The 15,008-nt window shown below is 57.1% G+C and carries 14 protein-coding genes and 1 tRNA gene; 11 read left to right on the forward strand and 4 right to left on the reverse strand.

What is annotated here, in order from left to right:
* Position 1: 1 nt before the first annotated feature.
* From LPZ50_RS11640 to LPZ50_RS11670, 7 genes are all read left to right on the forward strand, one after another.
* A complete protein-coding gene (locus LPZ50_RS11640) occupies positions 2-1,219 on the forward strand; it encodes a nitrous oxide reductase family maturation protein NosD (protein ID WP_230661541.1) in 1,218 nt (405 codons plus the stop codon).
* Positions 1,216-2,121, forward strand: a complete 906-nt coding sequence (locus tag LPZ50_RS11645) for an ABC transporter ATP-binding protein (RefSeq protein WP_230661543.1) — start codon at positions 1,216-1,218, stop codon at positions 2,119-2,121. The genes LPZ50_RS11640 and LPZ50_RS11645 overlap by 4 nt, the downstream gene beginning before the upstream one ends.
* Positions 2,118-2,948, forward strand: a complete 831-nt coding sequence (locus LPZ50_RS11650; RefSeq protein ID WP_230661544.1) for an ABC transporter permease — start codon at positions 2,118-2,120, stop codon at positions 2,946-2,948. Before LPZ50_RS11645 ends, LPZ50_RS11650 begins: the two co-directional genes overlap by 4 nt.
* Positions 2,945-3,499 (forward strand): nitrous oxide reductase accessory protein NosL, encoded by a 555-nt coding sequence (locus tag LPZ50_RS11655; RefSeq protein ID WP_230661546.1) that lies wholly within the window; start codon positions 2,945-2,947, stop codon positions 3,497-3,499. The genes LPZ50_RS11650 and LPZ50_RS11655 overlap by 4 nt, the downstream gene beginning before the upstream one ends.
* Positions 3,500-3,515: 16 nt before the next feature.
* A complete protein-coding gene (locus tag LPZ50_RS11660) occupies positions 3,516-4,562 on the forward strand; it encodes an FAD:protein FMN transferase (RefSeq protein WP_230661548.1) in 1,047 nt (348 codons plus the stop codon).
* Positions 4,563-4,625: 63 nt separating this feature from the next.
* Positions 4,626-4,710, forward strand: a tRNA-Leu gene (locus LPZ50_RS11665).
* A 143-nt stretch (positions 4,711-4,853) separates the two neighbouring features.
* A complete protein-coding gene (locus tag LPZ50_RS11670; RefSeq protein WP_230661550.1) occupies positions 4,854-5,921 on the forward strand; it encodes a site-specific integrase in 1,068 nt (355 codons plus the stop codon).
* 164 nt (positions 5,922-6,085) lie between these two features.
* Here the strand turns inward: LPZ50_RS11670 and LPZ50_RS11675 are convergent, their stop codons facing one another.
* From LPZ50_RS11675 to LPZ50_RS11690, 4 genes are all read right to left on the reverse strand, one after another.
* Entirely contained in the window at positions 6,086-7,531 is a 1,446-nt protein-coding gene (locus LPZ50_RS11675) for a hypothetical protein (protein WP_230661551.1), read from the reverse strand.
* A 525-nt stretch (positions 7,532-8,056) separates the two neighbouring features.
* Positions 8,057-9,823, reverse strand: coding sequence for an ATP-binding protein (locus tag LPZ50_RS11680; protein WP_230661552.1), 1,767 nt, complete (start codon positions 9,821-9,823; stop codon positions 8,057-8,059).
* Positions 9,813-10,991 carry a hypothetical protein gene (locus tag LPZ50_RS11685; RefSeq protein ID WP_230661553.1) on the reverse strand — a complete coding sequence of 393 codons (1,179 nt, stop codon included), beginning with the start codon at positions 10,989-10,991 and terminating at the stop codon, positions 9,813-9,815. Before LPZ50_RS11685 ends, LPZ50_RS11680 begins: the two co-directional genes overlap by 11 nt.
* 674 nt (positions 10,992-11,665) lie before the next feature.
* A complete protein-coding gene (locus LPZ50_RS11690) occupies positions 11,666-12,427 on the reverse strand; it encodes a hypothetical protein (RefSeq protein WP_230661554.1) in 762 nt (253 codons plus the stop codon).
* 409 nt (positions 12,428-12,836) lie between these two features.
* Here LPZ50_RS11690 and LPZ50_RS11700 point away from each other — a divergent pair, with 409 nt between their 5' ends.
* From LPZ50_RS11700 to LPZ50_RS11715, 4 genes are all read left to right on the forward strand, one after another.
* Positions 12,837-13,688, forward strand: coding sequence for a helix-turn-helix domain-containing protein (locus tag LPZ50_RS11700; protein WP_230661557.1), 852 nt, complete (start codon positions 12,837-12,839; stop codon positions 13,686-13,688).
* A complete protein-coding gene (locus tag LPZ50_RS11705) occupies positions 13,685-14,041 on the forward strand; it encodes a TraK family protein (RefSeq protein WP_230661559.1) in 357 nt (118 codons plus the stop codon). Before LPZ50_RS11700 ends, LPZ50_RS11705 begins: the two co-directional genes overlap by 4 nt.
* 305 nt (positions 14,042-14,346) lie before the next feature.
* Positions 14,347-14,718, forward strand: a complete 372-nt coding sequence (traJ, locus tag LPZ50_RS11710) for a conjugal transfer transcriptional regulator TraJ (RefSeq protein ID WP_230661561.1) — start codon at positions 14,347-14,349, stop codon at positions 14,716-14,718.
* A gap of 34 nt (positions 14,719-14,752) precedes the next feature.
* A partial coding sequence (locus LPZ50_RS11715; protein WP_230661563.1) for a relaxase/mobilization nuclease domain-containing protein occupies positions 14,753-15,008 on the forward strand: 256 nt, incomplete at its 3' end.

Below are 15,008 nucleotides of genomic sequence, written 5' to 3' on the forward strand. Positions count from 1 at the left end.
AGTGGCGGGGCTGGCCGGGGCCAGCCTGCAGCAGGCCGTAGACGCCGCCGCCGCGGGCGACACCCTGCGGCTGGCGCCGGGCACCTACCCGGGCAGGCTGGTCATCGACAAGCCCCTTACCCTGGAAGGCCCGCCCGACCTGTCCGCCATCATTGCCGGCGACCACACCGGCCGTACCGTATGGGTGCGCGCCCCGCGCGTCACGCTGCGCCGGCTGACCATCCGCCATTCCGGCCTGAGCCTGCCCGACATGGATGCCGGCGTGTTCCTGGACCGCACCGCCGACCACGCCGTCGTGGAACACAACCACATCGTCGACAACCTGATGGGCGTGTACGTGTGGGGCCCGCGTTCCGCCATGGTGCGCGCCAACCGCATCGTGGGCAACACCCAGCTGCGGGTGGCCGAACGCGGCAACGGGGTGTCGGTGTGGAACAGCCCGGGCACCCAGGTGCTGGACAACGACATCTCGGCCGGCCGCGACGGCATTTTCTCCAACACCAGCAAGCAGAACGTATTCCGCGGCAACCGTTTCCGCCACCTGCGCTATGCGGTGCACTACATGTACACCAACGACAGCGAAGTCAGCGGCAACATCTCTGAAGACAACGACATTGGCTACGCCATCATGTATTCGCACCGGCTTATCGTTCGCGATAACGTGGCCGTGCGCAGCAACGACCAAGGCATGATGTTCAACTACGCCAACGAAGCCGTCATTACCGGCAACGTGGTGCGGGGCGGCTCCAAGTGCGTGTTCCTGTACAACGCCAACAACAACCGCTTCGAGCTCAACCACTTTCAAGATTGCGGCATCGGCATCCACTTCACGGCGGGGTCCGACGGCAATGCCATATCCGGCAACGCCTTCGTCAACAACCAAACCCAGGTCAAATACGTGGGCACGCGCGTCATCGAATGGTCGCGCGACGGGCGCGGCAACTACTGGAGCGACAACACCGCCTTCGACCTGGACGGCGACGGCATCGCCGACACGGCCTACCGGCCCAACGGCATCATCGACCAGGTGCTGTGGCGCGCGCCGGCCGCGCGCATCCTGCTGAACAGCCCGGCGGTATCGGTGGTGCGCTGGGCGCAGTCGCAGTTTCCCGCGCTGCTGCCCGGCGGCGTCATCGACAGCGCGCCCCTGATGGCCGACCCCACCCAGGCATCCCTGCCCGCCCGGCACACCGCGGCCGTCCACAAGGGGCAACCATGACCGCCGCGCAAGTGGCGCTGGCCGGCGCCAGCAAGCATTACGGACAGCAGCGCGCGCTGAACGCGGTCGACCTGGCGCTGCACGCCGGCGAATGCGTGGCCCTGGCCGGCCACAACGGCGCGGGCAAAAGCACCCTGATCAAACTGGTGCTGGGCCTGACCCGCCCCACGCACGGCCGGGTACTGCTGCTGGGGCACGACGCCGCCAGCCGCTGGGCGGCGCGCCTGCGGCACAGCATCGGCTACCTGCCCGAAACGGTTGCGCTGCACCCCGCCATGACCGGCGCGGAAACCCTGGACTTCTACGCCCGCCTGAAACGCCAGCCCCTGGGCCGCAACGCGGCGCTGCTGGAACGCGTGGGCATCGCCGACGCTGCCCGGCGCCGCGTGGGCGGTTATTCCAAGGGCATGCGCCAACGGCTGGCCCTGGCCCAGGCATTACTGGGCCAGCCGCGCATCCTGCTGTTCGACGAACCCACCACCGGGCTGGACCCAGCCTCGCGCCTGATGTTCTACGACATCGTGCGCGAACTGCGCGCCGGCGGCGCCACCGTCTTGCTCAGCACGCACGCCCTGGCCGAAATCGCCAGCCACGTCGACCGCGTCATCGTCATGAAGCACGGCCGCAAAATCGCCGACGGCACGCTGGCCCAGCTGCGCCAGTCCACCGGCATGCCCATGCGCATCACGCTGACGCTGGCCCGGCCCGCCCCCGCCGGCGCCCTGCCGCCGCCCTGGCAAGCCCTCAGCCCCACCCGCTACGAACGGCTTTGCGCCGATACCGACAAGGTCGAAGCCATCCGCGGCCTGGGCGCCATCGGGCTGCCCATCGCCGACATCGACGTCCACACCCCCAGCCTGGACGAAATCTACGCCCACCTGCTCGAACGGAAAACCCCATGAACGCCGTCCTGACCATCATCGGCAAGGAAATCCGCGACGGCCTGCGCAACCGCTGGGTACTGGCCACCGCGCTGCTGCTGGCCGGCCTGGCCCTGTCGCTGGGCCTGCTGGGCAGTTCCCCCACCGGCACCGTCAAGGTCGACCCGCTAACCGTCATCGTCGTCAGCCTGTCCAGCCTGTCCATCTTCCTGGTGCCGCTCATCGCCCTGCTGCTGGCCTACGACGCCATCGTCGGCGAAATCGACCGCGGCACCCTGGCCCTGCTGCTCAGCTACCCGGTGGCCCGCTGGCAGGTCATGGTGGGCAAGTTCGCCGGCCACCTGGCCATCCTGACCCTGGCCACCACCGCCGGCTACGGCTTTGCCGGGCTGGCCCTGCAATGGCTGCACGGCGCGGCCAACACCGCCGCGTGGCGACCCTTCCTGTCGCTGATCGCCGCCAGCGTGCTGCTGGGCGCCAGCTTCCTGGCCATGGGCTATCTCATCAGCACCCTGGTGCGCGAACGCGCCACCGCGGCCGGCATTGCCATCGGCGTATGGCTGTTCTTCGTCGTCATCTACGACATGGCCCTGCTGGGCATCCTGGCCGCCGACCAGGGCCGCACCGTCACGCCCAGCCTGCTCGATGCCCTGCTGCTGCTGAACCCGTCCGACGTCTACCGCCTGATGAACCTGACCGGCTTCGAGCACATTGCCATGTACGCCGGCATGGCCGGCGTGGGCAGCCAGGCCAGCCTGGGCATCCCCACGCTGGCCGCGGCCCAGCTGCTGTGGATAGCCGTGCCCTTCCTGCTGGCCGCCCTCTGCTTCCAAAGAAAATCCCTATGACCCGGCTTCCATCCCCGCGCGCGCTGGCCCGGCCCCTGTTCGGCGCCCTGCTGCTGGCCACACTGGCCGCCTGCGGCGAACCCGGGCAGGCCGGCGCGCCCCCCGCCCCGCATGCCCTGGACACCGACGCCGTGGGCCACTATTGCGGCATGGCCCTGAACGAACACAACGGCCCCAAGGGCCAGCTTTTCCTGGCCGGGCAACAACAGCCCGTCTGGTTCTCGGCCATCAAGCAGGTGTTCGCCTACACCCTGCTGCCCGAAGAACCCAAGACCATCACCGCCATCTACGTCAACGACATGGCCGGCGCCGAAGCCGGCCTGCCGCCCAACCCCCACGCCTGGATAGACGCGCGCCGCGCCTACTACGTCATCGAAAGCCGCTACATCGGCGGCATGGGCGCCGAAGACGCCCTGCCCTTCGCCCAGCGCGCCCAGGCTAACGCCTTCGCCCAGCGCCACGGCGGCCTTGTCGCCGCCTTCGACGACGTCCCGGAAAGCTACGTGTTTTCCCAAGCCTCCGCGCCGCCGCCGACGGGCCCTGCCTCTTGATCGCCCCACTACCGCCATGCCTGCAACCGTACGCACCCGCCGCCGCTTCATCGGCATTACCGCCGCCGTATCGGCCCTGGCCATGACCCCCGGCGCGCTGCGCCTGGCCCATGCCGTCCAGGCCCCGCTGGGCGAACCCGCTGTCGCGCCCCTTACCTGGAGCGGCATCGCCCTGGGCGCCGACGCCGAAATGCGCCTGTACCATCCCGACCCGCGCACAGCCCAGCACCTGCTGGAATCCGCCCTGGCGGAAATCGAGCGCCTGGAAAACCTGTTCAGCCTGTACCGCGAAGACAGCGCGCTGGCGCGCCTGAACCGCCAGGGCTACCTGGACAACCCGCCCGCCGACCTGCTGCGCCTGCTGACAGAAAGCGCCCACTACAGCCGCCTGACCCGCGGCGCCTTCGACCCCAGCGTGCAACCCCTGTGGCGCCTGTACGCCGAACACTTTGCCCACAGCGGCGCCGACCCCGCCGGCCCCGCCCCCGCCGCCCTGCGCAACGCCCTGGAACGCGTGGGCTACCAGGCCGTCCTGGCCGACCCGCAACGCATCCAGCTGCGGCGCGGCATGGCGCTTACCTTGAACGGCATCGCCCAGGGCTACATCACCGACCGCATCACCGACCTGCTGCGCACCGGCGGACTGGACCGCGCCCTGGTCGACCTGGGCGAAGTGCGGGGGCTGCACACCCAGGCCGCCGGCACCGCCCCGCAATGGCGCGTGGGCCTGGCGTGGCCGCAAACGCCCAGCCAGGTTCACACCACGGTAGAAATCCGCAACCAAGCCCTAGCCACATCCAGCGGCCGCGGCACCCCGCTAGACCCCGCCGGGCGCCATACCCACCTGTTCGACCCGCACACCGGCCTGGCCCAGCCGCTATACCAGGGCGTGTCCGTACTGGCCCCCACGGCCACCATGGCGGATGCGCTATCCACGGCGTTCTCCATCATGGCGCCGGAACAGACCGCCCCGGTGGTGCGCAAACTGGGGCTGCGCGCCTGGTTCGTGCTGGAAGACGGACGGGTTCGGGAACAGCAGGGCCAGCCGCCTGCGCAAACTTGAAAGACGGCATATAATGGCCAGCTTTCCGCCAGCCAACCTGCCCACAGGTTGCGCGCCTCCCGTGCCCGGGTGGTGAAATTGGTAGACGCAGGGGACTCAAAATCCCCCGCCGCAAGGCGTGCCGGTTCGATTCCGGCCCCGGGCACCAGTCTAAAAATCTCAATAAATACAATCCCTTAGAGTGGTTTAAGCCATTACCCCAAGACTGGGGGATTTTTCAAGATTGCGAGCCAGGTACAGTTTCGGTACAGTGACGAAGCGCCGAGTGTACTTTTCGGAGCTTTTACTCGCATGGCTACTATCGTTAAGACCTCTTCTGGCACATGGAAAGCTGTCATTCGAAAGACCGGCTGGCCAACTTCGTCTAAAACATTCAGAACCAAACGGGATGCAGAAGACTGGGCTCGCCGCACGGAAGACGAGATGGTACGGGGCGTATATATCCAGCGAGCTCCGGGTGAGCGCATGACACTTGAGTCGGCGCTGACACGCTACCTACAGGAAGTCACCCCCTCCAAGCGGGAATCGACACGCGCCTCTGAGCACAAAAAAGCCCAGCCGCTGCTAAAACACCTTGGGAAATACTCATTAGCCGCCCTGAGCGCCGACATTGTGGCGCAGTACCGCGACATGCGCCTGGCGGGCGACCCAGACAAGAACGGCAACCTGGTCCCGCGCAGCAATAACACTGTCCGCCTGGAACTCGCATTGCTAAGCCACCTGTTCACCATTGCGATCAAGGAATGGGGTCTGGGCGTGCCTTTCAATCCCGTGTCCCAGATTCGACGCCCTGCTCCCGGTGCCGGCCGCAACCGCCGACTAACGCCTGCAGAGAACAAGCGGCTGCTGGCGGCTGTGGACGCCTACTCCAACCCGATGTTTAGCTGGATCGTACGAATCGCCCTAGAAACGGGGATGAGACTGTCCGAGATCGGCGGTCTACGTCTTGACCAGGTGGACCTGCAAAAGCGCGTTGTGCGGCTGGATATCACGAAAAACTCTTCGCCGCGAACTGTGCCGTTAACGAAAGCCGCTACGGCGGCATTTCAAGCTGCTATGGGCAATCCGACTCGTCCACCTGAGACCAGCCTGGTGTTTTTCGGTGAACCTGGCCGTGATGGCGTGCGACGGCCATATCTATTCGACAAGGCTTGGACTGACGCCAAGAGAGAAGCTGGACTGACTGACTTCCGGTTCCATGACTTAAGGCATGAGGCGGTCAGCCGATTGGTCGAGGCTGGACTGTCAGATCAAGAGGTGGCGGCTATCAGTGGACATAAATCTATGCAAATGCTGAAGCGGTATACGCATTTGAGAGCGGAGGACTTGGTCGAGAAGCTGGATAAACTAGATCGCTGAGTGTTGTCCTTCGGCCAAGAAGCACCTTTCGTCCGCGGCTACGTCATGACATTCGGGAGGCGGTTCCACTTCACAAGCGGTCATTCGAACGCTAGGAGCCAGCGTCACACATCGGCCTGAGCCGTCTCTCCCGACCTCCGGCCAGCGGATGACTGAAATGTGATCTATCGCTTACTGGCTGATTCGCGACGCTGACAATTCACATAAACAATGTCGCACGCGTGCTTTTTTTCTTCAAGCAGGCTACGCCGATGAGTCTGAATTTTTTCGAATTTTTTGCCGAGCTTCCCAACGTCAAGGACCATGAAAATTCCGTCATCCGCTTTCTCAGCCGCAACATAAGTCGGTAACTGAGTAGCATAACCGTGCTCGACCGTGCCGCTTGAAAGTTTAATTTCTACCAAGAGCTTCTGTGAGCCGCCGGAAACGAACTTGAAATCGACTGGGCCATTACCAGTATCTGCCTCTGGCGTGATGTCCAATTTATTTGCACTGCAATAACTCGCAGCTACGGCAAAGAAAAGACGTTGGGCTGTTTTCTCAGTTCGATGCTTCACTCCCAGCCACATTTCCTTCCAGAGATCACGCTCTTCCATCAGCCAGCGGAACTGCTCGATGATTTGATCGACGACAGCACGCAGTGATTTCACGCTGAAATCGATTGGTTTTTCGATTTTCAGTGGCGCGGATTTTGCAAGATTATTAGCAATCTCAACCCAACGAATAATTCCTTCTTCGTCACGCTCTTGGTCGTAGGCAGAAGCCGGGGCACTGCGAATCGCATCAAGCCAAGCTTCGAGAGCTTCCTTCGAAGTCAGCAAATTCTTTTTCAAATCGCGCTTATCGCGTCGCGTGCGCGCGGACCTCCATACACCGCCAACGTGCTTGTTCAACCTATTTCTGAGTGCAGCGTTCTTCTGTGCGGCGTAAATAACATCATCGTAGTCTAGCGCTACCGGCAGGTCGCGTAACACGTCGCTTGGAACAAGGATTATCGGTATTCGATTATTTTCAAAAGAATTGCGAGGTAAATTTCCTCTAATTCTACCGCCAAAGAAATCGAATTGCTCTGTCGGGATTTTAAATTCCGCCGTAATTTTCTCGTTGAATGCGATGAGATCAGGGCTAATAATATTAGTTACCATGTCGCTGATTCGATCAGGGCCAATTCCTTCTTCAAGGAGTCCCAGCATCATAAAGAGGTCGGTGTTTTTTACCCCTTTTTCGACAATCTGGCTGGCAGTGAGCATCACTTGTTCTGTGAGTTGCCTTCCCCAACCACTCCCGCGAATATTACCTGCACCATATCCAAGGCAGGTTCCCGGCAACTCGTGAAATGACATGCGGCGTTGCACCTCTTTCCATGCAACGTCGCTAACGTCCTTCCTTTCAACCGCTTCTAGCAGCGTCATGATTTCTTCAAAGAAGGAGCGGTAGCTCGCTGATGCAGCATGCATCTCTTCATGATTGCTGTGTTCCATCAAAAGTGGGTCAATGAAAAGAGGGGTGTCCGCAGTTAGAAGCGGATCAAATATTCCCCGTTTTTTCAGTTCACAAGATGGAAGATTAAAGTGTTCAGAGAAGCGGATCGGGTTTTGTATTTTGCTCATTTAGTAATCCCCTCGCTTTTAAGCAAGGCGTAGAACCTATGCAGCGGCCCGAGGCCGCAGAATTGTTGCGGTACCGTCCAAAACCCCTCTATTGGGCCGTTCATGATTGTATATCGGCCGTTTACTAGCGCATTGCGCTCATCCGCAAAGTTCCAACTGAACGACCGTTATGGCCGACCAGCAGTTAGCGACGATATCCTTTCCGAGTGACCGCTGTACCTCGGAACGCGACGCTCGGTTTGCTATGGGCTGACCGGCCGATATAGGTCGAATTCAGACAGTCGCGAAAGACTGCTTTCGACCCGTTTCTGCCATTCGAACGTTGCCGTTCAACGCCCGCTTTGCAATGGGAGCGGACTTCCGGCAGGTTCGTGGCAAACTTTGGAACCTAACCATTGCCGGACGCTCATCAGCGCAGAACAAGAATCAATTGCAAACGTTCCATTTTTCGGTAATCCTGGCGTGTTGCCCCAAGGGCTTGATTGTCACTCGGAGGATTATTGAACGACCGATGACACACCTCCTCTACCTTCGCCAGCGCTCGATCACGTGCGCAAAAACAACATCCCGCCATTGTTCCTTCCACTCCTTATAAACCTTAACGCTTTGCGAGTGCGGTTCGGGGATCGGTAGCGGCATCTTGATCACGGCCGGCAGTAGCACGGCGTCACCGACCACAACGCACTCGCCCGGAGCAAGGTTCGGCAGGATTTCAGTGATCGCGTTGGCGTTGTCGGGAAAGAGCCGTCGCACGTAGGTCTGATCTGCATCGTTCGTAAGGCGCAGAGACATGAAGTTGTTGCACTGGGCGAATATAGTCTCTGACACCTCTGAGGGCCGCTGGCTTACCACCATCAGGCTCAGACCGTACTTACGACCCTCCTTTGCGATCCGCTCGATGGACTTTCGGGACGCACGATAGGCCGCGTTGTCGTGCCGCGGAACGTAGTTGTGAGCCTCCTCACACACGAGCATCACCGGGATGTCATTGAGCTTTTCTTGAGCATGCTGCAGCTTAGAATAATGGAAGCAGAAGTCGAAGATGAGGCGAGAGATTAGGCTGACGGTGATACTAAGAACCTCAAAAGGAACACCGCTCAAGTCCACAATGGTGACATTCGCATTGTCGAGATAGCCAATGAACTGTTTCATCAGCGTCTCAAAGTCCTCTGTGACGTGAGCCTGTCCGCCAGCCGTTTTCGCATTCAAGAGGAATCGGAGGCGTTTGTCGGCCAGTTTCGCCTCCAACCGTGAAACGAACCTGTTGAACTCCCCATTGAACGGGCCGCTCGTCGCTTTGGTCGCAGCCGCTGTGGAGTTAGCAATGAAGTCGTGGATCTTGTCGAAATAAATCTTCCGATCAGTCACCAACGTTCCATCGGCCAGCTTAGGCTTATCCTCCCCAGCCAATCGCCCGATAACCTCGCGATTCAGGTTTTCAATGAAGTTGTAGACCTCTTTGATCGAGAAATAAACAGGGGTGTCGTAAGTGACCTCCTGAACGCCCGGATTGTGCTTCTCCTTGTTCAAGACAACAGCATGCTTGAACTGGCTCACTTGATTATGGGAGTTCGCCTCATTGCTTTCGATAAACATACTCTCCAGCTCTTCTGAATTCATCAACCAGTATGGAAGCTGTAGAGAGTCAATGTCGAGTCGACTTAGGGTGAAGGACTCTTCCTTTCCTAAAGTAAACGCAGCGGTGTATTCGTCGTGAATATCGAATATCACTACATGTGAGTTATTTTGCTTGTCTTTATTGTTATTTTTGTGCTGCGTAATGCCAACTACGTCCTGCAGAACTCGCGCAACCGTGCATGACTTACCAGAGCCGGTTGAGCCGACAATAGCAATATGCTTGCTGAAGAATTTGTTGCCATTTATCATGAGATCAATGGCTTTGTTCATGGAAAGCTTACCAAGCGGAAAATCGTGATCTCCATCGGTCGAGAACATCTTGTCCAAGGTTTCTTTTTCTACAATGAATGCATGCTCAGTTGGCACGGGTAACAGGAGGCTACCGCGGTCAAACGTCTTGTCTTCCACCAAGGTTCCGATCGCTTGGCACTCAATCTGAAAGCTCCAGACTGGCGTTCCATCCGGCCCTATCGTGTTGCTGCCTTTGATGTTCCGAATGGCAGCAATCGTAAAATCACGATTGCCTTGCGCAATCTTCAAGAAGCGGCCAACCTGCAGTCCTTCTTTATTCTTCTCGAACACTTCAAGGCTATCCACCGCCACGATGACTGCCTCTGGCGCACACGAGAGTACCGCTCCAACCTTAATAGGCATTGCTTATTCCCATCATGTATTTGATTTCGTCAAAACTTTCAGCGGCAAGGATTTCAAGATTTACGTCCGTGACATCTAAATCTGCGATATCTCCATCGCCGACGACAAAAAAATCATCTGCCTTTATTTTGAGAACAAGATTTTTATAATCGTCCCAACGAATAAACCTCAGAACAAATTCCTTCCTATCCTTTTGAACCAATGGTTCGCGGAAGAAATGAGCCTCAGAAAACGCCCTTACCGGCCGTCCGTGGTTTGGCGTCACATCCTTCCCAATTAGTCGCTCCGCAATTCCATCAAATACCTCTGGTGAAACATCCAGCGCGAACAACGGCGTCTGTGTATGCGCTATTTTGAAATGATATTTATCGATGAATGACTTTATAAAGAGCACGATCTGACCATCGAAATCCTTAAGAAATTCGGGGAATATGGCCAAGTGACGAAGGCGAACATTTACACCTAGGCTCTCTTTGAGCTGCTTGCGTCGCGTTTCCAAAATCTTTTGCCGCGTCTTCAGTGCAAGCGTCCATTGAGATACCGCTGTGGATCTAATCCGTCGCAACGTTTCCAAGAAGTCCTTCTTAGAAATCTTTCGCAGATTTGCATCATGCTTGATACTCAGATCAGCAATGATTTGAATGGCATTCGGGTAGAACAACGTTTCCACTTCTTCCTTGTTAAAACCAACACCCTCAAGCCCCTTGGCATTTTCCTCCATTAGAGTGTCGTATTTCGGTGTGACAGAAACGGTAAACACCTTCAGAAAACCATCGATATCAACGTCCGCAACCTCGGCGGCTAGTTTTCTTAAATCCTTGTTTTTTGTTTTAAGAGCACCATTGAGTTCTACGGCTGATACGACAACTCTAGGGTTATTGGGAAAATGCGCGAATAGGTGATATTTTATTTCTGCGCTTGGATTGGACTTAAAGTGCTTCATCATCTGAAGCAACGGATCATAAATGATGCTCGGAGTGTAGTTATTCTGCGTCTCGTGGTATTTGCACTGAATCGCCTTAGTTCCGGCAAAGCTTGCCACCTCAATGTCTTCGACAATTCCCTCGATAGCAATCACAGAGTCATCCGTCGCCTTCAGCAGCTCAGAGAGCGTCAGATTAAACTGGTACAAAAAACCCTGAATTGTGTAGTCTGCCGAACGTCCCATTTTGGCTTTTTCAAGTTGTAAGATTAAACGTTACCAGCATTTACATTCCATGTCACTCTATACTCAACAAGATGCTGGATATCGATCCTGTTGGTGGAGAAATGCAAATTTGGTGGGATGCGTATAGGCAATTTTGCAGCGATTAAGATTACATTGAGGGCTGCTTTGAAAAGCTTAGCCGCTTCTTAGGGCTGTCGCCACGAAGGTCCGCAACCAGCCTTAAGCGGCCAACCACGGAAAACGCTACCCGGCCGCTCTTGGCCGATAGCAGACAGCGGACTAGAACGCGCAACCGCCAACACCAGGCGCTGCTGGTGCCCGAGGCCGGAATCGAACCGGCACGCCTTGCGGCGGGGGATTTTCTTACCACTTCGGCTTTCACCGCCATCGCCCTCTGACGATGTTCGTGGTCTGGAGCACGCCTTCACCTTAGCCTTTCGACCGTAGGTGCCCGCCGTCTGCTCTCTACACCTTCCTGGCGTTCAACCTACCAGGCTTGGCTCGGTATTAGCTCGGATTATTCATCCAGGGCCTTCGCCGAGTTTGACGGGCTTCACCTCAAAGGTTTCCCCTTGAGGGCTCAATCTTCTCTGAGTCCCCTACGTCTACCAATTTCACCACTCGGGCATCTTGTCTCGCACTTCATCATTATATGTATCAGTATGCGACAAAAGTTAATGCGCAGATTCTCCTACCAATGGATCAGTAATCAGCATACGTTCGAACTCGGCGGCCGGGCGACCGAATGCACTGCGCCGCAAGGCCGCTTTTCGCAGGTCTGCCAGCTGACACAGGTTGAAATAGAGCTCATCGTTATCCATCCATGCCGCCCAATACGCAGCCCTCTGCTGCTCTGCGGCAGTGCCGTGAAACAGCGTCGCAATCCACTCACTCATGGGCTCTTGCAAGCCGAACTGCTCAAGCAAGCCGCGAGCGCCAGGCAGCGCCATAGTGCCTTCCAACAGTACGCGTAAGGCCAAGGGATTACCAGTTCCCAGCATTCCCCAGGACCGGGCTACACGTATTGCAGCAACGAGCGCCTCCAGGTCAGAAGTTACGCTCTCTACGCGAACGACTCGTTGACGGAATCCGGTGATACGCGCCAGGATCAGATCATCAAAAAATATCTCATCAGTGACAGACGACGACCAATCGCCCGCCGGCATCACCTTATCGGCCAATTTGAAATCCGCTGGTGTCAAACTGCCCCACATGGCATCCCACAGCGGAACATTCCTTGGGCCGACTTCGTAGGCCTCTCGAGCCCAGTTGAAAGCAGGATCGTCAACTTCCAACAGTTCTGCACGCGGCGAGATTTCTCCTAGCCGATACCGATAAATCGTCGCCAAACCAATGTCGGTAAATGGCAATCGCTCTGCCGTCTCTGCTGGCGACATTTCTCCAGCCAGTTGGTGATACCAAGCAATCGTTTTCATGCGCTCACTTTCGTGCCGCGTCGGACGGCCACGTCTGCTGGGTTCCTTCTGATTATTTCGCGTGAAACTGGGCATTTTCGTGCGTGTACTCATGGTTGTTTCTTCCGTGTAATGGCAGTTAATGAAGCCCGACGAACTTTGACGGCAGCGGGCGTATTAACTAGGAGCCATTCAATGACAACCGAAGAACAACTAATTAAACGATATGGACCTTTGCTGTCTTTGATCGACTTATCTGAATTACTAAAACGTAGCCCTGATGGGCTACGGATTTCATTAAGTAGTCAGACCGAGTTTGCCACAAAATGGAGAGCTGCAAAATGTAAAGTTGGTCGTCGAGTTTATTTTCGTGCGAGTGATGTTGCAGTGTTAATCGACACTGCGTCTTAATGATTTCGATATATCGAAAGTGAGCATCAAAATCATGAGTCTCGTTTGGGAGCATTACCCCTCTGGCGGCGGAGAATTGCTGACTGCACTGGCCTATGCCGATCATGCACATGATGACGGAACCGGCGTACGACCGAGCGTCGCGTATATCGCCCGTAAGACCCGACAAAGTGAACGCACGGTGCAGCGGTATCTGACACAGATGCGTGAATCGGGCTGGCTATTAACAGTGCGCCATGGCACTGGAGGACGTGGTCGAGCAACCGAATATCGTATCAATCCCCTGTGGATAACCAACCCCGTCAAATTGGCACCCTTTACGAAAAATGATGCTGAAAGGGTGACAAATAGCGCACAAAAGGGTGACACGGAAGGTATGAAAAGGGTGACACGCATGTCACCCCAACCATCATTAACCGTATTAGAACCTACTACTACGTCCAATATTGATTTCAATAATCTGGCTGATTCTGTGGATAAATTGAGTTTGCCAGTTCTTTTCCAGAAATCAGCACAAGCATCTGTCGAGCAAATATTACGGGACTGCCCCACTGCCGCACGACAACTTGTTCTGGATGAAGTCGCCGGCCTGGCTGTTCGAGGCAAGGTGCGCCATCCGATTCCATTACTACGCAAACTAGCAAGCAGCGCCAGACAAGGTCTTTTCGTCCCTGACGCAGCCCTAGATGTGCAACGAAAACGTGAGGCCAAGTCAATGGCGGATCAGCAAAAGCAATTAGAGGCTCTGCAGCGCGATAAAAGCGCGCAAACACCCGAAGATACCTCCAGACTCGCAAAAGACCGACTAGTGGCTTTAAAACAACTCCTAAACAGTGGCAACAGAACCAATAAAACAAAGGTGACAACATGAGTCATCCACATCCTGATGTCTCGCTGTCCGAACGCATCGCGGCGTCGCAAACAAAGTCCTCGCCTACCTCACATCTGAACCGGGCAACGGTGCTGGCTCTGCGTGCCGAAATTCGCCAAGCGCTTGATGACGGCTGGTCAGTGCTGGCTATCTACAAAACGCTGCTTGACGAAGAGCGAGTGAGCTTCAGCTACCAAGCCTTTCGTCGGCATGTGAATAGTCTTTTGCTCGGCAAAATCAAGGTGCGAAAAAAGCCATCACACACTGCCACGATCACTCAGCCAACAAAGCCAGCAGGCTCAGCAATCGGTTTCACTTTCAACCCTCAGGCCAAGAAGGAGGATTTGATTTGATAGTGTCGACCGACTCACGATTACCGTGCACCTACAGCGCCACTCTTCCACCTCCTGGCGTTCAGCCCGCGTGCTATGCGGCCAATCACCGTGCAATCCACGTTCACACGCCAAGTCCACGCAGTTTGCACGACAAATTGCACAAGCGTACGCGTCAAAAACTGCTGTTTGTACAGGGCAGGATGTGTGAAGTAGGCCCACCCGCAAGCGGGTTTTCCTTCTTCACTGGCCTTTATTCGCACCTGGCGGTGCTCAACGGGAATCCTGCTCTGCGAGGCTGTTTTCAGGCAGAGGTTGGAGGGTGAATGGGCGACGAAAAGACAGTGACGCGCAAGAACAGCCCGCCCATCAAGGTGTACTGCCTGCCCGAAGAGCGGGCCGAAATCGAGGCGAACGCCAGGAGAGCAGGGATCAGCGTTGCACGTTACCTGCGTGACGTGGGCCAGGGCTACCAGGTCAAGGGTGTCATGGATTACGAGTACGTGCGCGAGCTGGTGCGTGTCAATGGCGACTTGGGCCGGCTGGGCGGTTTGCTCAAATTATGGTTGACCGACGACCCGCGAACGGCCCGCTTTGGCGATGCCACGATTCTTGCTCTGCTGGGTCGAATTGAGGCCACCCAAGACGAAATGAGCCGTCTGATGAAGTCCGTGGTGCAACCGAAGGCCGAGCCTTGAAAATTTTAGCCGCTAAAAAATTGGAGGCCGGCTGATGATCGTCAAGCATGTACCCGTGCGCTCGCTGGGCAAGTCCGATTTCGCCGGCCTGGTGAACTACGTCACCGACGCGCAGAGCAAGGATCACCGACTGGGCCTGGTGCAGACCACCAATTGCGACGCTGCGTCGGTACGGGATGCCATCACCGAGGTTTTGGCAACCCAGCACAGCAACACGCGGGCCAAGGGCGACAAGACCTATCACCTGATCGTCAGTTTCCGCGCTGGCGAGCAGCTCGGCACCGACACCC

It is taken from the genome of Bordetella petrii, assembly GCF_020991325.1.
In the GTDB taxonomy this organism is placed as follows: Bacteria; Pseudomonadota; Gammaproteobacteria; order Burkholderiales; family Burkholderiaceae_B; genus Bordetella_A; species Bordetella_A petrii_E.